Origin of the sequence: Pseudoalteromonas sp. SR43-5 (assembly GCF_014163835.1) — a bacterium.
Lineage (GTDB): Bacteria > Pseudomonadota > Gammaproteobacteria > Enterobacterales > Alteromonadaceae > Pseudoalteromonas > Pseudoalteromonas distincta.
Genome location: NZ_JACJEA010000020.1, coordinates 22,885 through 40,884, shown reverse-complemented (window position 1 = coordinate 40,884; position 18,000 = coordinate 22,885). Strand labels below are relative to the sequence as shown.

The 18,000-nt window shown below is 40.8% G+C and carries 15 protein-coding genes; 12 read left to right on the top strand and 3 right to left on the bottom strand.

The window, feature by feature from the left end:
• Nucleotides 1-23 precede the first annotated feature (23 nt).
• The 4 genes from H5090_RS13020 to H5090_RS13005 all read left to right on the top strand — a co-directional run bounded on the left by H5090_RS13020 (nucleotide 24) and on the right by H5090_RS13005 (nucleotide 3,524).
• Entirely contained in the window at nucleotides 24-500 is a 477-nt protein-coding gene (locus H5090_RS13020) for an FxsA family protein (protein ID WP_002958838.1), read from the top strand.
• 110 nt (nucleotides 501-610) lie between these two features.
• Nucleotides 611-898 (top strand): co-chaperone GroES, encoded by a 288-nt coding sequence (locus H5090_RS13015; protein WP_002958836.1) that lies wholly within the window; start codon nucleotides 611-613, stop codon nucleotides 896-898.
• A gap of 48 nt (nucleotides 899-946) precedes the next feature.
• Nucleotides 947-2,596: a chaperonin GroEL gene (gene groL, locus H5090_RS13010; RefSeq protein ID WP_002958835.1), complete on the top strand. Its 1,650-nt coding sequence runs from the start codon at nucleotides 947-949 to the stop codon at nucleotides 2,594-2,596.
• Nucleotides 2,597-3,107: 511 nt separating this feature from the next.
• A complete protein-coding gene (locus tag H5090_RS13005) occupies nucleotides 3,108-3,524 on the top strand; it encodes a VOC family protein (RefSeq protein ID WP_182695902.1) in 417 nt (138 codons plus the stop codon).
• Between the two features lie 22 nt (nucleotides 3,525-3,546).
• Here the strand turns inward: H5090_RS13005 and H5090_RS13000 are convergent, their stop codons facing one another.
• A complete protein-coding gene (locus H5090_RS13000) occupies nucleotides 3,547-5,022 on the bottom strand; it encodes an NAD(P)H-hydrate dehydratase (RefSeq protein WP_182695901.1) in 1,476 nt (491 codons plus the stop codon).
• A gap of 239 nt (nucleotides 5,023-5,261) precedes the next feature.
• Here H5090_RS13000 and gmk point away from each other — a divergent pair, with 239 nt between their 5' ends.
• From gmk to H5090_RS12975, 5 genes are all read left to right on the top strand, one after another.
• A complete protein-coding gene (gmk, locus tag H5090_RS12995) occupies nucleotides 5,262-5,882 on the top strand; it encodes a guanylate kinase (RefSeq protein WP_182695900.1) in 621 nt (206 codons plus the stop codon).
• Nucleotides 5,883-6,006: 124 nt separating this feature from the next.
• Nucleotides 6,007-6,282, top strand: coding sequence for a DNA-directed RNA polymerase subunit omega (gene rpoZ, locus H5090_RS12990; protein ID WP_002958829.1), 276 nt, complete (start codon nucleotides 6,007-6,009; stop codon nucleotides 6,280-6,282).
• Nucleotides 6,283-6,669: 387 nt separating this feature from the next.
• Nucleotides 6,670-8,775 carry a bifunctional GTP diphosphokinase/guanosine-3',5'-bis pyrophosphate 3'-pyrophosphohydrolase gene (gene spoT, locus H5090_RS12985; RefSeq protein WP_002958827.1) on the top strand — a complete coding sequence of 702 codons (2,106 nt, stop codon included), beginning with the start codon at nucleotides 6,670-6,672 and terminating at the stop codon, nucleotides 8,773-8,775.
• A gap of 12 nt (nucleotides 8,776-8,787) precedes the next feature.
• Nucleotides 8,788-9,180: a RidA family protein gene (locus tag H5090_RS12980; RefSeq protein WP_002958826.1), complete on the top strand. Its 393-nt coding sequence runs from the start codon at nucleotides 8,788-8,790 to the stop codon at nucleotides 9,178-9,180.
• A gap of 151 nt (nucleotides 9,181-9,331) precedes the next feature.
• Nucleotides 9,332-10,939: a DUF342 domain-containing protein gene (locus H5090_RS12975; RefSeq protein ID WP_182692454.1), complete on the top strand. Its 1,608-nt coding sequence runs from the start codon at nucleotides 9,332-9,334 to the stop codon at nucleotides 10,937-10,939.
• A gap of 39 nt (nucleotides 10,940-10,978) precedes the next feature.
• Here the strand turns inward: H5090_RS12975 and asnA are convergent, their stop codons facing one another.
• The gene (gene asnA / locus H5090_RS12970; RefSeq protein ID WP_024595832.1) at nucleotides 10,979-11,974 is read right to left on the bottom strand and encodes an aspartate--ammonia ligase; all 996 of its coding nucleotides are present in this window, start codon (nucleotides 11,972-11,974) and stop codon (nucleotides 10,979-10,981) included.
• Between the two features lie 197 nt (nucleotides 11,975-12,171).
• Between asnA and asnC the strand changes: the two genes are divergently transcribed.
• The 3 genes from asnC to recG are packed head-to-tail and all read left to right on the top strand — an operon-like array spanning nucleotide 12,172 to nucleotide 15,498.
• Nucleotides 12,172-12,630, top strand: coding sequence for a transcriptional regulator AsnC (asnC, locus tag H5090_RS12965; RefSeq protein WP_024595831.1), 459 nt, complete (start codon nucleotides 12,172-12,174; stop codon nucleotides 12,628-12,630).
• A gap of 41 nt (nucleotides 12,631-12,671) precedes the next feature.
• Nucleotides 12,672-13,358 carry a tRNA (guanosine(18)-2'-O)-methyltransferase TrmH gene (gene trmH / locus H5090_RS12960; protein ID WP_007580009.1) on the top strand — a complete coding sequence of 229 codons (687 nt, stop codon included), beginning with the start codon at nucleotides 12,672-12,674 and terminating at the stop codon, nucleotides 13,356-13,358.
• 58 nt (nucleotides 13,359-13,416) lie between these two features.
• Nucleotides 13,417-15,498, top strand: coding sequence for an ATP-dependent DNA helicase RecG (recG, locus tag H5090_RS12955; protein WP_182695899.1), 2,082 nt, complete (start codon nucleotides 13,417-13,419; stop codon nucleotides 15,496-15,498).
• A 170-nt stretch (nucleotides 15,499-15,668) separates the two neighbouring features.
• Here recG and H5090_RS12950 read toward each other — a convergent pair whose 3' ends face one another.
• Entirely contained in the window at nucleotides 15,669-17,801 is a 2,133-nt protein-coding gene (locus tag H5090_RS12950; RefSeq protein ID WP_182695898.1) for an alpha-galactosidase, read from the bottom strand.
• Nucleotides 17,802-18,000: the final 199 nt, after the last annotated feature.

Here is an 18,000-nt window from a genome sequence, read left to right as displayed (position 1 = left end):
AGTGTCATTATTTAGAGAGCGCTATGTTTAGATTTTTATTTGTGTTGTTTATCATCATCCCTATTATCGAAATCGCTTTGCTGATTCAAGTAAGCGATGTGATTGGCGGATTTGCAACAATTGCACTTGTTGTTATTACCGCGATTTTAGGTGCCAAAATGGTTAAAACACAAGGTATGGGTGCGCTGCAAAACGTACAAGCGCAAATGGCGCAAGGGCAAATGCCAGCCAAAGAATTATTTACCGGAATATGCGTTGTAATTGCAGGGGTATTATTACTTACCCCTGGCATTATGACCGACGTGTTTGGGTTACTATTATTAACGCCTGCAATTCGTAACAAACTGGCCGCAGGTCTTGCTAGCCAGGCAACTGTTAGAATGAGCGCAGGTAGGCAACAAGGGCCATCGCCGTTTGCTGGGCAGCAACATGCTGAACGAGAGCAAGGGCAAATGGAACGACCAACGACTATTGATGGCGAATATGAGCGAAAAGATTAAAAATTTATCATTTTTTCTCTTGGAATTTTACACTCTACCCCCATTAATGAATGCAAATTAGAAAAGCTTTTTTCTGTACTGTTCAGAAACTGTTAGGAGAACTAAAAAACATGAACATTCGTCCTTTACAAGATCGCGTAATCGTTAAACGTCTAGAAGAAGAAACAAAATCTGCTGGCGGTATTGTATTAACTGGCTCTGCAGCTGAAAAATCAACTCGCGGAGAAGTTGTAGCCGTAGGTAATGGTCGCGTTTTAGATAACGGTGACGTGAGAGCGTTAGAAGTTAAAGCCGGTGACACTGTGTTATTTGGCTCATATGTTGAAAAAGTTGAAAAGATCGAAGGTCAAGAGTACCTGATCATGCGTGAAGATAATATTTTAGGCATTGTAGGCTAAACCTACTTTTCGTTTATAAACATTTAAGAATTTAGAGGAATTTAAAACATGGCAGCAAAAGAAGTACTTTTTGCAGGTGACGCACGCGCTAAAATGCTAACTGGCGTAAACATCCTGGCAAACGCAGTAAAAGTTACATTAGGTCCTAAAGGCCGTAACGTTGTACTAGACAAATCATTTGGCTCTCCAGTTATCACTAAAGATGGTGTTTCTGTAGCAAAAGAAATCGAACTTGAAGACAAGTTTGAAAACATGGGCGCACAAATGGTTAAAGAAGTTGCATCTAAAGCAAATGATGCAGCCGGCGATGGTACAACTACCGCTACAGTACTTGCACAGTCTATTGTTAATGAAGGCCTTAAAGCTGTTGCAGCAGGCATGAATCCAATGGATCTTAAGCGCGGCATCGACAAAGCAGTTATTGCTGCTGTTGCAGAGCTTAAAGCGTTATCTGTTCCTTGTTCTGATACTAAAGCAATTGCACAAGTAGGTACTATTTCAGCTAACTCTGATCAAGAGATTGGTAATATCATTGCTCAAGCAATGGAAAAAGTAGGCCGCAACAGTGGTGTTATTACTGTAGAAGAAGGTCAATCACTTGAAAACGAACTAGATGTTGTTGAAGGCATGCAGTTTGACCGTGGTTACTTATCTCCTTACTTTATCAACAGCCCAGAAAAAGGCACTGTTGAACTAGATAACCCATTTATTCTACTTGTAGATAAAAAAATATCTAACATCCGTGAATTATTACCAACATTAGAAGCGGTTGCTAAAGCAAGTAAACCACTACTAATCATTGCAGAAGACCTTGAAGGCGAAGCACTAGCTACGTTAGTAGTTAATAACATGCGCGGTATTGTTAAAGTATCAGCTGTTAAAGCACCTGGCTTTGGCGATCGTCGTAAAGCAATGCTACAAGATATTGCTGTATTAACTGGCGGTACTGTTATTTCTGAAGAAATCGGCTTAGAGCTTGAAAAAGCAACAGTTGAAGACCTAGGTACAGCTAAACGCGTAATTATCACTAAAGATGATACAACTATCATTGATGGTGCTGGCGAAGAAGCGGGTATTACTGGTCGTGTTTCTCAAATTAAAGCACAAATTGAAGAAGCTACATCTGACTACGATAAAGAAAAACTTCAAGAGCGCATGGCTAAACTAGCTGGCGGTGTTGCAGTTATCAAAGTAGGTGCTGCTACTGAAATCGAAATGAAAGAGAAAAAAGACCGCGTTGAAGATGCATTAAATGCAACTCGTGCAGCGGTTGAAGAAGGCGTAGTACCTGGCGGCGGTGTTGCACTTGTACGTGCTGCTAGCAAGCTAGTTGATTTAGTTGGCGACAACGAAGATCAAAACCACGGTATTAAAGTTGCACTTCGTGCGATGGAAGCACCACTTCGTCAAATCGTAACTAACGCAGGCGACGAAGCATCAGTTGTAATTAACGCAGTTAAAGGCGGCGATGGTAACTACGGTTACAACGCAGCAACTGGCGAATACAACGACATGATTGAAATGGGTATCCTAGATCCAACTAAAGTAACACGCTCTGCGCTACAGTTTGCAGGGTCTATTGCGGGTCTAATGATCACTACTGAAGCAATGGTAGCTGAAATCCCTAAAGACGAATCTGCTGGTGCACCTGATATGGGCGGCATGGGCGGAATGGGTGGTATGGGCGGAATGATGTGATAAACATCACCGTTTAAGCACCTCCCTTATATAAAAAACCAGCTTCGGCTGGTTTTTTGCTTTTTAGTATAAAAATCATTGATATTGTTTAATTTATACCCATACCTAAGTTACGTATAACTAAGATTTATATTAAATGGATTTATTAAGTAATAACACAATATTCATCTTCTTTGCTTTTTGTTGCCCTTGTGACTGGGTTATTTTCATTCGTAGTTTGGGCTATGCTCAAAATGGTCACGTGGGGTAAAAGTATGTCTAAGGGGCTTATTTATTTTTAGCATTCTTTCCGCTTATTTCTATTATTCCTATCCCACCGCCTACATACGAAAATGTACAAAAAGCAAAATAAGAACAAAAAAAACGCAAAGAAGACTCAGGTGATCCACCCGATGATGAAGACGAACTCGTAAGTTAATTCATATTACATACTGCGGGCATATACCCTACTTGATCGTTTGCTAAATATGATAAAAAGCACATTTATTTAATAGTACGGAGTAAACCAAATATGACTAACGTTCAACAGCATATCGGCAGCATTGCATTAGTTGTTAAGGACTACGACGATGCCATTGAGTTTTATACTCAAAAGCTAAATTTTGAATTAGTCGAGGATACTAACTTAGGAGATGGTAAACGTTGGGTGTTAATTTCACCTCCAAATTCAAACAGGGCTAATTCGAGCAGGACTAATCTACTGCTTGCTAAAGCCACAACACCCGAACAAATGAGCGCTATTGGTAATCAAACGGGTGGTCGTGTGTTTTTATTTTTACATACCAATGACTTTTGGCGAGATTATAATTTAATGCTTTCTAAAGGCGTTACATTTAACGAAGAGCCTAGAGTAGAACCCTATGGCTCCGTAGTGGTTTTTGAAGACCTATATGGTACAAAATGGGATTTACTGCAGCTTAATAATTAGTTATGTAAAGTGACGCTCAAACTCACGTCACTTTATTAACTAACTCTCTTACAATTGCGAATAGATCACTGGGTAGCATGCCCCTTTGCCCATCTCGCTCACTTGCGATATCACCGGCTTTAGCGTGCAGTGTTACACCATAGCGTGCTGCTTCATCAATAGTTAAACCTTGAGCAAGTAATGCCCCAATAATACCAGTGAGTACGTCGCCACTCCCGCCAACTGCAAGTGCTGGGTTGCCATCTTCACACACCCACGTGTGCTGGGCATTATCTATTAATGTTCCAGCGCCTTTTAATACACAAGTCGCGTTATAGCGCTTGGCGCAAAGGCGGGCATAATTAAAACGGTCTGATTCTATGTCGCTAGTACTAACACTTAGCAGACGCGAAGCTTCGCCTGGATGTGGCGTCAATACGCATTGCTCTAACACATACGATGAGTCTTGCTTAGCGAGTAAATTAAGGGCGTCTGCATCTATAACCAATGGCATTTTATTGTTTTGGCAATATTGCATTACTTCATCGAATGTTTGTTGTGCCCACTCGTTTTGCCCAAGCCCTGGGCCAATAACAACGCAGCTTGCCCACTCTAGCGCTTGATGTAGGTTATTACTACTTACCATAAGTTCTGGTCTGCCAATACTAATAGGCGTTATTGAGCTTTCGTGTGTATACACTCTTACCATGCCAGCACCCGTTCTAAGAGCTGCTTCACTACTTAACCTAATTGCACCTGCAGTACCTTGATTGCCACCTATACATAAAAGTTTACCGTGGCTTCCTTTGTGACTATTGATTGCCCGCGTGGCAATTCCTTTAAAGCTATTAATATTTATCAAGGTACCTGATGATTGCGCTATACAAGTAAACGCATCGCCAATTGCTAAATCATCAAAAACTAACTTACCGCTATATTGTTTACCTGCCGTCGTTGTGAGCCCTTGCTTTATACCTACAAAAGTAACGGTTGAAGTAGCTTGTACTGCGCACCCTAAAGGCTGTCCTGTATTTGCTTCAATGCCTGATGGAATATCAATGCTTATTACGGGCTTACCACTGTTATTTACAGCGTTAATTATATTCGCAAAATTATCGCGTACGGCGCTATTAAGCCCAGTACCAAGGAGTGCATCAATAACGATATCGCACTCATTAAGAGCATCTTTTGTAAAATGAGAAACCACCCCACCCGCTTCTATCCATAGCTGCTGCGCTTTTGCAGCATCACCTTTTAATGTTTTTTCGGGTTCAGCAGCGCATACTGTTACCTTTTTACCTGATTGCATAATAAGCCTAGCTACAACGTAACCGTCTCCAGCGTTGTTACCATGGCCAACAATGACTAATGTATGCTGCGCATCAAATAACTGCCATTGCTTATATACAGCCTCTCCTGCACGCTGCATTAGTGTAAATAAATCACAATGACTGTTTTTAGCCGCTAAAGCTTCATTGTCTCTTACTTGTTGTGCGGTAAATAAGGTTTTATTAAGCATAAAGGCTCCTTTACTAGGTGATACTTCACCTTATCAAATACTTATATCTAGCGGCTAGTTCTGTTGATAAATTTAAACTGCAATTTTATTTAAAGTCTAACACTCCCGCTTCAACTTGGGCATAGCTCACTTGAGCACGCCTAACTTGAGCAAGGTGAGCTAATTAAAGTATAATGCAGTTAATTAAAGGCTTGGTTTACTTGTAATCCAAGCCTGTTTATTTTTAGGTAGAGAAAAGCATGGCACAAACTCGCGGTAACTTATTTATTTTATCAGCCCCTTCAGGTGCTGGTAAATCAAGCTTAATCAATGCGTTATTAAAAAAACACGCTGATATGAAAGTATCTGTATCACATACAACTCGCGCCCCTCGCCCAGGTGAAGAAAATGGCGTGCATTATCACTTTGTATCTACAGACGAATTTAAAGCGCTTATTGCCAAAGATGACTTTTTTGAATGGGCTCAAGTATTCGATAATTACTACGGCACATCAAAGCAAGCTATTGAGTCGCAACTTGATGCGGGTATTGATGTGTTTTTAGATATTGATTGGCAAGGCGCTCAGCAAGTGCGCAAAATTATGCCAAGCGTACAAACTATTTTTATTCTACCGCCTTCAAAAGAAGAATTAGAGCAACGCTTAAATAATCGTGGGCAAGATTCGGCTGAGGTTATTGCCTCTCGTATGGCAAAAGCACAATCTGAAACATCACATTATAACGAATACGACTATGTAATTGTTAATGATGACTTTGAGAGCGCGCTTGGCGACATAGAAATGATTGTAATGGCTCAGCGCTTAACCCTAAAAGCGCAAGAAGAACGCCATCAAGTTTTACTAAATAGCCTGCTTAAATAATTTAAGTCTATTTAAATCAGGCTTAGACAAGTAAAACTGATAAAAATTGAACACTGGCTATTGGCGAAAGTGGCTGCTTGCAGTAAACTACGTCTTTGATTTAAATTATTTTTGGAGTGCTGTGATGGCCCGCGTAACAGTTGAAGATGCAGTAGATGCAGTTGGTAATCGTTTTGACTTAATTTTAGTTGCGGCTCGTCGTGCCCGCCAAATTGCTGTTGGTGGTAAAACTCCACTAGTAGACCCTGAAAACGATAAGCCAACGGTAGTTGCTTTACGTGAAATTGAATTAGGTTTAGTTGATAGCTCTTCAATGGACTTAATTGACCGTGAAGAACAACAACACCAAGAAGCAGCTGAATTAGCTGCTGTTGCCGCTATTGTTGGTGGCAACCAATAATCGACCTCCCGGTCTGATTTAGCCAACGGCGCAGTATTTCTACTATAGCCGTTGGCAATCCTCTCTTTTCATCGTATATTCGTAGCTTACCTAATTTACTTCACTAGGGCTGTTTATCTTTCGAGGTTAAATTTGCAGTAGTATGTTTGGTATTTAGGCAAGGCAGAGCCTATGTAGTGTGGTTATTCCCCATAAATAGGCGATAACGCAGCATAAATGCAAAACATGCGCTGCCTAAAGGGTTCTGCCTAGGGGCACTTTACTCTTTGTTGCTCGATTTTTACTTAGCCCGCTAGGCTAAAAACCTCGCGCCACAATTAAATCGCCCCTAGATTGAACAAATTTTAATCCTGAAAGGTCAACAGGCCCTAGAACATTGGAGTGTGAATGTATCTTTTTGAAGGTCTTAAAAAGAAAATCTCAGAATACTTGCCCGCTGCTGATGTAGAGCTGGTTCAAAAATCTTACGTGGTAGCCCGAGAGGCCCATGAAGGACAAACTCGCTCGAGTGGCGAACCTTACATAACGCACCCAGTAGAAGTAACCCAAATTCTTGCAGGCATGCATCTTGACCATGAAACGCTCATGGCCGCGCTAATGCATGATGTAATTGAAGATACTGATTTTAGTCAACAAGATTTAGCCGAGATATTTGGCGAAACTGTTGCAGAGCTAGTTGAAGGTGTGAGTAAGCTCGATAAGCTTAGCTTTAAAGATAAAAAAGAATTCCAAGCTGAAAACTACCGCAAAATGATTATGGCAATGACTCAGGATATTCGAGTCATTTTAATCAAGCTTGCTGATAGAACACACAATATGCGTACTTTAGGCGCATTGCGCCCAGATAAGCGCCGCAGAATAGCGCGTGAAACACTAGAAATTTACGCACCAATTGCAAACCGCTTAGGTATTCACGATATTAAAAATGAACTTGAAGACTTAGGTTTTCAAGCTTTATATCCTATGCGTCATCGCGCACTTAAATCGGAAGTTGCTAAAGCACGCGGTAATCGCAAAGAAGTTATTACTAATATCCAACATGAAATAGAAGCACGTCTTGAAGAATCAGGCATTAAAGCAACTGTGTCAGGCCGTGAAAAACATTTATATAGTATTTATAAAAAAATGCTTAATAAAGAACTGCTATTTAACGAAGTTATGGATATTTACGCGTTTAGAATTGCAGTTGACTCTATGGATACGTGTTATCGTGTATTAGGTGTAGCTCATAGTCTTTATAAACCTATTGAAACACGCTTTAAAGATTATATTGCAGTACCAAAAACAAATGGTTACCAATCGCTTCATACTTCATTAGTTGGTCCTCACGGTATACCTGTTGAAATTCAAATTCGTACTCATGATATGGATCATATGGCCGACAAAGGTGTAGCGGCGCATTGGATGTATAAAAAAGCAGGTGATGGCGCAGGTAATACTTCGCAGCAACGTGCTCGCCAGTGGATGCAGAGCTTATTAGAGCTTCAGCAAAGTGCGGGTTCATCATTTGAATTTATTGAAAATGTAAAAACTGAGCTATTCCCAGAAGAAATTTACGTATTTACACCAGATGGGCGTATTGTTGAGCTACCAATGGGTGCTACCGCAGTCGATTTTGCTTATGCCGTGCATACAGATGTAGGCAACACCTGCGTAGGCGCTCGCGTTAATCGCAAGCCGCACCCTTTAAGTAGGCCCTTAGATACAGGGCAAACTATAGAAATAATAACAAGCTCAGGCGCTCACCCTAATGCAACATGGCTAAACTTTATTGTTACTGGTAAAGCGCGTTTGGGCGTTCGTAACTACCTTAGAAGCCAGCATCATGAAGAAGCTATGCTTTTAGGGCGCCGCTTACTTGATTCAGCATTAGGTGAAAACAAACTAGATAGCATTGCTGATGAAAATATAGCGAGAGTACTTGAGGAGCACGAACTAACAACGCTTCTTGAATTACTTGTAGAAATTGGCTCTGGTAACCTAATGAGCATGTTAATTGCCAAACGCCTGTTACAAAATGACAGTGACGACTTAACTGATATTACCAGCCAAGCCAAAGCGACCATTATTGGTACTGAGGGCATGCTAGTTAATTACTCCAAGTGTTGCCGACCTGTACCTGGCGATGCTATTACAGCTCATGTAAGCCAAGGTAAGGGCCTGACCGTTCACCGCCAAGAATGTAAAAACATCCGTGGCTGGGAAAATGAGCGCTCTAAATACTTAGTTGTAAAATGGGACGATAACCCAGAGAAAGAATATATTGCAGCTCTGAGAGTTGAAATTATTAATCATCAGGGGGCTCTGGCTAAATTAACCAATGTTGTTACTACAACCCAAGCCAATATTGTAGAAATAACCACCGATGAAAAAGAAAGTAATTTATACGTGATAGATTTAGGGGTTACCGTTAAAAACCGTATCCACGTTGCTAACATTATGCGCCGCATTCGCGTTATGCCTGATGTACAAAAAGTCTATCGTAAAAAGTAAAATAGGAAACACATGAATAAAGCATTTATCTCTACCGACAAAGCACCTGCTGCCATTGGCACTTACAGCCAAGCAGTTAAAGTAGGCACCGCTGTTTATTTATCTGGTCAAATTCCATTAGTGCCAGAAACGATGGAAATGATTTCAGAAGACTTTAGTGAGCAAACGCATCAGGTATTTAAAAATATCACTGCGGTATGTGAAGAAGCTGGCGGGCAAATTCAAGATTTAGTGAAAATAAATATTTATCTAACTGATTTATCTAACTTCGCTACTGTAAATGAAGTGATGAGCCAATACTTTAAGCAACCTTACCCAGCGAGAGCTGCATTAGGTGTTCGTGCACTTCCAAAAGGTGCACAAGTTGAAATAGATGGAATAATGGAACTTCCTTCTACCAATTAAGTATTACAGGCTATAGAGCCTCTCTATAGCCTTTTTTTCCCTCTTAGCACTTCGTTCTCTGTGACTTCTTGACTCAAATGTAAATTTCTAGCAATCTGTAGTTGTGTTTTAAAAAACAAACTTAACTTAAGTAGTAAAAAAGGATTAACTCGTGTTTAAGCTTGCCAACAATGGAAATGTTTTACTTGATGTAAAAGAACATATTCCTCCCAGCGCTGCATTTATTTTAGAGGCTCTCGAAAAGTCAGCTTTTTGCGACTGCAAAATAGATCATGACGCTATTAATGATTTTTTTAAAAACGAAAACACACAACACACTCTGGTTGTAGCAACAAAACACAATGCCACTTTAAATGTAACAATTAGCGACGATAAAATGTTGGCCATTGGCGAGCTAACCCTTGCCCAAGGCGGAAAATTATTAAGTTTAGAAGATGCAAAAAAACAACTCGTTAAAGCAGGAATTGTGCGTGGCTATAAGCAAGCATTTTTAGAGTTGCTACTGCAAAAACAGTTTGAACATACAGCGGGTTCTGTCGTTAAGGGAGTATTAGCTAAAGGCAGACTACCAAGTGATGGTTTGGCTACTAAACTAATAACAACCGTAGAGACTTTAAAAGACCGTTTAAAAACTCCCAAGCTCAAAGAAGATGGCAGCGTGGACATGCGCGACTTTGGCAAGCTTGCAAGCGTAGAGCCAGGCTCTGTGCTTATTCGCCAACAACCTGCAACCCCTGGTAAAGAAGGCTTCACCGTAATAGGTGACATACTGCCCGCAAAACCCGGAGAAAATAAACAATTAGTGGCAGGCGAAGGCACCGAAATATCAAAGCTGAATCCGCTTGAACTAGTCTCTACTATTGCAGGTGTTCCGGTTGAAATTAATAATGGTATGCGTGTCGACGATATTTTTACCATTTCAGATGTAAACGTAAAAAGCGGCCACATTGACTTTCAAGGCAGTGTTATTGTTACCCGCAATATAGACCCTGGAATGAAAGTAACAGCCAAAGGCGATATTACTATATTTGGCACGGTTGAATCAGGAGAGCTTACCGCAGGCGGAAACATCACCGTTAAACAAGGCATTATTGGCCATCAAAAAGCCGACGAACAATCCCTGTCTTGTAAGCTTATTGCACGAGGTGATATTCACGTCTCTCATTCACAGTATTGCTACCTAGAAGCAAATAATATTTTTATTGATCGCCAAACAAGCCACTGTGTAATGAAAGCTAAACGCTTACTGCAAGTTGGTCAATCCGACTTACCTAAGGGTAAAATATTTGGTGGCGAAATACTTGATGCAACAACCCTCATTGCTGGCGAAATAGGGAATGAATCAGGCGCTAAAATGATTATTAACCTAGCGGCTTCTGGCGCCGAAATAACAGCAGATACTGATAATTGCTTTAAAGACTTAGCTAAAACAGATGCACAGCTAGACACGTTGCAAGCAGCATTAGAAAAAACTGATTTAGTGAAGGATGCCGAAAAGAAAAAACTATTAATTACTAAAATTGGTGCTACTCAAAAGCATTATTGTGAGCAGGCAGAGCAATTAGAAAAACGTCTTTCAAACTTAGATCACGACTTACACGATTTACTTAACGATGCTAATTTAGCGGTAAATTCTGTTTTGCATTCAGGTGTAGAGATTCATATTTTTGATAAAGTACTCAAAACAATCCGCAACTACCCTCCGTGCAACGTTAAACTTTTGAATAACAAAATTGAAATAGAGTTCAAAACAAGCTAATAACTGAGTGCTCTATTGAGCACTCAAATTAATTCACGTTTAAAGTAAACCGCTTACCTCAGCATGTGTTTGCTGCGGCCATACACCCACTTGTACTTGACCAATATGCTGTTTTTGTAGCAAGAGCATAGCTAAGCGCGACTGCCCTATTCCACCGCCAATTGTTTGCGGAAATTTACTTTGTAGTAGCGCTTTATGCCAATCAAACTCTAAGCGGTCTTCATCTCCAGTTGTACTTAACTGCGCTTTTAAAACCTCAGGACTTACACGTATACCCATTGATGAAATTTCAAATGCGTCTTCAAGTACTGGGTTCCATACTAAAATATCACCATTTAAACCCATATATTGATCGCACGTTGGCGTAGACCAATCATCGTAATCTGGGGCTCTTACATCATGGATTTTGCCATCACCAAGCGCGCCACCAATACCAATTAAAAATACAGCACCATATTCTTGTGCAATGGCTTTTTCGCGCTGTTTAGCGCTAAAGTCAGGGTACATTTTACGTAGCTCTTCACTGTGCACAAACTTAATGTCGTCCGGTAAAAAAGGCGTCAAACCATAAGACTCTCTTACAAAAGCTTCCGTCTCTTTTATCCCTTTATAAATAGATTGAACAGTTTGCTTTAGTGTTGCCAGCGAACGCTCTGTGGTTTCGTTAATTACTTTTTCCCAATCCCATTGATCTACATATACAGAATGAATAGGACTTAATGAATCTTCATCTGGGCGCAAAGCTTTCATTTGAGTGTAAATACCCTCACCAACACCAAAGCCATAAGTTGCGAGTGTTTTACGTTTCCACTTAGCCAATGAATGCACCACTTCGTAGCGGCTATCTGTAATCGCTTTTACATTTACAGCAACTGCGTTTTCATGGCCGCTTAAGTTATCTTGCGTGCCGTCACCTACTTTAGCCAAAATAGGGGCTTGAACCTCAACCAGCCCAAGTTGGGTTTCTAGTTGCTGTGAAAAAAATTGCTTAACTTTACTTATTTGCTGCTGTTGCTGCACATAGTGTGAACTCATAATAATTGGCCTCATTCCCAGTTATTGTTACTTGCTTAATTGATAAAAAGCGCCCTAATGAGCGCCTTTAATGAGGTTAATGTAACGATTTGATGAATTAATTCAATATCCCATAATAAAAATAGCTTTAACATATTAAAACCATCAATTAAGTGGTATAAAAATCATATATTCGATAATTTTATGAGAAAAATATAATGGAAAATTATTTAATCGATAATCTCGATAAACAGATACTTCATGCATTAATGGAAAATGCCCGTACTGCGTACGCCGAATTAGCAAAAAGATTTAATGTAAGCGCTGGGACAATTCACGTAAGAATTGAAAAAATGAAGCAAGCAGGGATCATTACAGGCACCCAATTAACGATTAATACTAAACAGCTAGGCTACGATGTGTGTTGCTTTATAGGTATTAATTTAAATAACGCACGTGATTACCCACAAACACTTATAAAGCTAGAAGCATTGGAGGAAGTGGTAGAGGCTTATTACACAACAGGTAACTACAGTATATTTATAAAGGTAATGACAAAGTCCATTGATCACTTACAAGATGTGCTGATTAATAAAATACAGGCAATAGAAGCTATTCAGTCAACAGAAACTCTTATTTCTCTACAAAATCCAATTAGCCGTACGGTAATGCCTTAACTGCAAAAATCTCGTATAATTGCCGAAAAAAGAGGATAACCATGCAGCAAACTCGCTACCAAAGAATCGAAGACGTACTTTCGCGCCGTCAAACAGACTTAACCGTGTGCTTAGAAGACGTGCACAAACACCATAACTTATCTGCAATAGTACGAAGTGCTGATGCGGTTGGTTGTCATCACGTACATGCTGTATGGCCTGAAAAGCAAAAATGGCTAACTAATAACACCTCAGGCGGCAGTAAAAACTGGCTAGAGACGCACTTACATAGAAATATTGATGATGCTGTTACTGCAATGCGTGAACGCAATCCAGAAATACAAATATTAGCAACTCACTTATCAGAAGATGCCGTTGATTTTAGAGAAGTAGATTACACCAAGCCAACGGCTATTATTGTTGGACAAGAAAAAACAGGGATATCAGAAAAAGCCCTAGAATATGCCGATCAAAATATTATTATTCCAATGCAAGGCATGGTGCAATCACTAAATGTTTCAGTTGCTGCTGCGCTAATATTGTTTGAAGCACAGCGCCAACGCGAGCTGGCTGGTTTATATAATAGAGATATGTTGAGCGCCGAAGTTAAACATCCACTTTACTTTGAAGGCTGCCACCCTATTATCGCAAGGCAGTGTAAACAAAAAAAATTACCTTATCCTGCACTTGATGAAAACGGCGAAATAGTCGCTGACGAGCAATTTTGGCAAGCTTTAAAACATACTTGATGGACTAAAGCTCTGTAAGTACACTTAACTTATTCACAAATAATAAGATTGATATAATTTGTCTAAACCTAGCTTAAATCAATACCCAATTACAGAGCTCAAAGGGGTCGGCCCAAAAATGGCTGAGCGTTTGTTAAAGCTAGGTATTTTAACTGTGCAAGATATGCTTTTTCATTTGCCACTTCGCTATGAAGATCGCACTCGCTTATACGCGATTAATGAGTTGTCACTACATAGCCACGTGAGTGTTGAAGCAACAATTGAAACAAGCCAAATCACGTTTGGAAAAAGGCGCATGCTTGTTTGCCAAATCAATGATGGTACTGGCAGGCTAACACTACGATTTTTTAATTTTACCGCTGCACAAAAAAACGCATTTAGCGCTGGTAAAATAATACGTTGTTTTGGTGAAGTGCGCCGTGGCCGTGTTGGCTTTGAAATGAGTCATCCTGAATACAGCATCAGCGATACCTCTAACGAGCAGCCGGTAGCGACAACATTAACGCCCGTTTATTCAACAACCGAAGGCTTAAAGCAACTATCGATTAGAGCTTTAAGCGAACAGGCTATTGATTTACTAAATAAATACTCAGTAGAAGAACTACTGTCTTCACAGTGGCAGCCATCAAATATGCCGCTAAGTGACGCCCTATTATTACTGCACCGCCCACCAAATAATGTTGATGTAGCTGCATTAGAGCAAGGTACTCACCCTGCTCAACAGCGCCTTGTATTTGAGGAGTTACTTGCTCAAAACCTCAGCTTATTAAAAGTGCGAGAGCAAGGGCAACAAGTTAAAGCCGTGGCATTAAATCCGGTAAACACATTAGAAAGCCAATTTTTAGAGCAACTTCCTTTTGCACCCACAAATGCGCAAAGCCGCGTAGTTGCTGAGATTAAAGGTGACATGCAACACGCGTATCCCATGATGCGTTTAGTACAAGGCGATGTAGGCTCAGGTAAAACCCTAGTAGCAGCACTTAGTGCACTAACAGCCATTGCGCAGGGCTTTCAAGTCGCTTTAATGGCTCCTACTGAAATTTTATCAGAGCAACATGGTGTTAATTTTACAACGTGGTTTAATCAACTAGGTATAACAGTTGCTTGGCTTGGCGGTAAAACAAAAGGCAAAGAGCGCGTAGCAACACTTGAAAAAATAGCCTCTGGTGAAGCGCAAATGATTGTAGGTACTCACGCTTTATTTCAAGATGAAGTTAAGTTTAATAACTTAGTGCTTATCGTTATTGACGAGCAACACCGCTTTGGTGTCCACCAGCGTTTATCACTGCGTGAAAAAGGTAAGTTTGGTGATTGTTACCCTCATCAACTAGTCATGACCGCAACACCCATTCCACGTACACTCGCCATGACCGCCTATGCCGACTTAGAAACCTCTGTGATTGACGAGCTGCCACCTGGGCGTACGCCAATCACAACAGTGGCACTTCCTGATACTCGCAGAGACGATATTATTGCCCGCGTTAAATTAGCGTGTAACGAGCAAGGCCGCCAAGTTTATTGGGTGTGTACACTTATTGATGAATCTGAAGTACTGCAATGCCAAGCAGCGGAGGACAGCGCACTGCAGTTAAAAGAAGCATTACCAGAGCTAAACGTAGGCTTAGTACATGGGCGAATGAAATCAGCTGAAAAACAAGCCATTATGAGCGAGTTTAAGGCAGGTAATATACATGTTTTAGTTGCCACGACGGTTATTGAAGTTGGTGTAGATGTCCCTAATGCGAGCTTAATCATTATAGAAAACCCTGAGCGCTTAGGCTTAGCACAGCTGCATCAGTTACGTGGGCGAGTTGGCCGTGGCGCTACTGCATCGCATTGCGTGCTTTTATACCACGCACCACTGTCTCATACCGCTCAAAAGCGATTAGGTGTACTACGCGATAGTAACGATGGCTTTGTGATAGCAGAGCGCGATTTAGAAATTCGTGGCCCTGGTGAAGTACTCGGTACAAAACAAACAGGGTTAGCCGAGTTTAAAATTGCCGATCTTACCCGCGATAAGCACATCCTCAACCAAGTTAGACCGATTGCACAGCAAATGCTTAAGCAACACCCAGAGGTTGTTGACCCGCTAATTCAACGTTGGTTGGGTAATAAGCAAAATTACGCGCAAGCGTAACCACTCTATTTTCGATATTTTTGAGTTTACTAAGTTAATTTACTAAATTAGCTTACTAAGGATATAAAAAAGTCAGCTCTAAACAATATAGAGCTGACTTCTGATATCTCAATAGAGCAGCATAAAAGCGATTTTCGCCCTTTACTGCTCTTAGTTAAATTTAAGCTTTATTAAGCTTTATTAAGCTCAAATATAAGCGATGTTTGCGGGAATGAAATTGGCATTTGTAAACCAAACTGCATTAGCGCTTCACCTGTAAATGTTTGACCATTTACCGCAGCAATAGAAGATGGGCGATACTCTTCAAATTTTACCGGCCACACTAAATTAAGCGTGTACTGCGCATCGGCATCTAGGCCAACAAAACGAAGCTTATTAGGCGCTGTACGCGGTGTTTCGCGAACGCTGTTATAGGCAAATAACGCTTTTGTTTTTTGCGCATCAATTAAACCAAAGTTAATTGATAAATCGTCGCTATCTAGGCGGTATAAATCGGCAGCATGAATAAACTCACGATGCTCTTTATGAAGTGCTATTGCCGCTTTAAGTGCATTGTATTCGTGATCGGTCAGTTCACGTGGGTCCATTTCGATTCCCATGTGGCCAAACATTGATACCGCAGCACGCATTTCAATACTTACATTACGCCCTGTGATATGACAATCGCGTGGGCCTACGTGTGCACCCATAACCGACGATGGGAAAAAGAAAGAACATCCACGCTGTATTTCAAGGCGATCTAGCGCATCGTTTGAATCTGACGTCCATACACGATCTGTGTGTGCAAGTACGCCGTAATCTACACGTGCACCACCTGACGAACAGCTTTCTATTTCAAGCCCTGGGTGCGCCGCTTTAATACGGTCAATTAAACGATAAAGTGCTAATGTTTGCTGGTGCACTGCTGGCTTACCATCAAAATTACCCGCATGGTTAATATCGCGGTTCATATCCCATTTAATGTACTTAATAGTTGGGTATTCAACTAAAATATCGTCGATGGCTTTGTATAGGTACTCAACAACCTCAGAGCGCGTTAAATCAAGTACTAGCTGATTTCTAAAGCTTAACTGCTCGTTATTTTCTGAGCCTAAAACCCAATCAGGATGCGCGCGGTATAAATCACTATCTGGGTTGACCATTTCTGGTTCAAACCAAATACCAAACTCCATACCTAAGCTATTCACATGATCTATAACGGGTGATAAACCATCGGGGTAAATTTTGTAATCTACTGTCCAATCACCTAAACCAGCGTTATCGCCACGGCGGCCTTTAAACCAACCATCATCAAGTACAAAACGCTCAATACCTAACGGCGTTACTTTGTCGGCTAGCTGCTTAAGCGTGTCTACGTCGTGATCAAAGTATATGCCTTCCCATGTGTTGTAATGCACAGGACGTGTTTTTTCACGCTGTGCTTGGCTAAGTAAATTAGCTTTAACAAAACGATGAAAATTACGAGAAAGCGCACTAAAACCTTCACTCGAAAACGAGCCATAAATGCTCGGGCTTTGATATGTTTGACCTTTAGCAAGCATAAGCTCACCAGGAAGTAATAGCTCACCCATTTGTACATAACGACGACCTTCAGCTAAAAGCTCTGCGCGTAGTTTATTGTTACCACTCCACCCTAAATGAAAGCCGTAACATTCGCCGTGTTGCTCGCCTGCATTTTCGTTATGCACTAATAAACCAGGAAATACATCGTGTGATGTTTTGCCTTTACGGTTTTCGCGAACAAAACTGCCTAAAACTAAATCAACCGATTGACGTTGAAATTCATTTGACCAACGACCTTCAAAGCTCACTATTTTGCTTACGCTATCTGGTAGCTGAAATGTTGGTGCTGCGCAAAAGTTCACGCTTAGCGGTAAGTCGCCTAAATTAGTTAATACAGTATGTGCGCTTAGTACATCAGTGTTTTTATCAAGTGTAATGCTGTGCACTACTTCAATACCACGAAGCTTATCTACGCTTACAAATTCAAGTGTTGCGGCTGAAGGCTGACGCACTTCTTGAAGCTCTGGCCCTACTGACCATGCGATTGAGTCGTTTACTAGCTCAAGCCCTGGCGCACCAGTAAAGCCCTCACCGAGTAGTGGAGATAGAGAAATAGGCGCTTCTTCAACCACGGCACATTTTACTTCTTGACGCGTAGCAAGCTGAGTTAGCATTGTTTCTGTTGTTTGCTCAGATAGGCGTTTACCAAAGTACAGTAACGCCGGTGTTTTGCTCTGGCAGTCGAAAATAACGGTGCTGTTTACACTGTCTAATCGATAAAATGATTTAGTGTCGGCCATGATTTTCCTATCCTCTTGTTCATTGTGTGAGTTATAAATATAACGAAAATTAGTAAGCTACACTATGTACTAAATGTATCTCATTGCTTGAGCCACAATCGATCAGACAGTGACATTCAATAATAATAGTATATATCATACAAATTAGGTTTTGATAGTCTTTACATCGCAAATAGTCAGATAAACTCACTGGAAGTAC

Excerpts from the sequence above, each read along its gene's own strand:
- H5090_RS13020 (WP_002958838.1), top strand. The coding sequence starts at position 24 with ATGTTTAGATTTTTATTTGTGTTGTTTATCATCATCCCTATTATCGAA.
- H5090_RS13015 (WP_002958836.1), top strand. The coding sequence starts at position 611 with ATGAACATTCGTCCTTTACAAGATCGCGTAATCGTTAAACGTCTAGAA.
- groL (WP_002958835.1), top strand. The coding sequence starts at position 947 with ATGGCAGCAAAAGAAGTACTTTTTGCAGGTGACGCACGCGCTAAAATG.
- H5090_RS13005 (WP_182695902.1), top strand. The coding sequence starts at position 3,108 with ATGACTAACGTTCAACAGCATATCGGCAGCATTGCATTAGTTGTTAAG.
- H5090_RS13000 (WP_182695901.1), bottom strand. The coding sequence starts at position 5,022 with ATGCTTAATAAAACCTTATTTACCGCACAACAAGTAAGAGACAATGAA.
- gmk (WP_182695900.1), top strand. The coding sequence starts at position 5,262 with ATGGCACAAACTCGCGGTAACTTATTTATTTTATCAGCCCCTTCAGGT.
- rpoZ (WP_002958829.1), top strand. The coding sequence starts at position 6,007 with ATGGCCCGCGTAACAGTTGAAGATGCAGTAGATGCAGTTGGTAATCGT.
- spoT (WP_002958827.1), top strand. The coding sequence starts at position 6,670 with ATGTATCTTTTTGAAGGTCTTAAAAAGAAAATCTCAGAATACTTGCCC.
- H5090_RS12980 (WP_002958826.1), top strand. The coding sequence starts at position 8,788 with ATGAATAAAGCATTTATCTCTACCGACAAAGCACCTGCTGCCATTGGC.
- asnA (WP_024595832.1), bottom strand. The coding sequence starts at position 11,974 with ATGAGTTCACACTATGTGCAGCAACAGCAGCAAATAAGTAAAGTTAAG.
- asnC (WP_024595831.1), top strand. The coding sequence starts at position 12,172 with ATGGAAAATTATTTAATCGATAATCTCGATAAACAGATACTTCATGCA.
- trmH (WP_007580009.1), top strand. The coding sequence starts at position 12,672 with ATGCAGCAAACTCGCTACCAAAGAATCGAAGACGTACTTTCGCGCCGT.
- H5090_RS12950 (WP_182695898.1), bottom strand. The coding sequence starts at position 17,801 with ATGGCCGACACTAAATCATTTTATCGATTAGACAGTGTAAACAGCACC.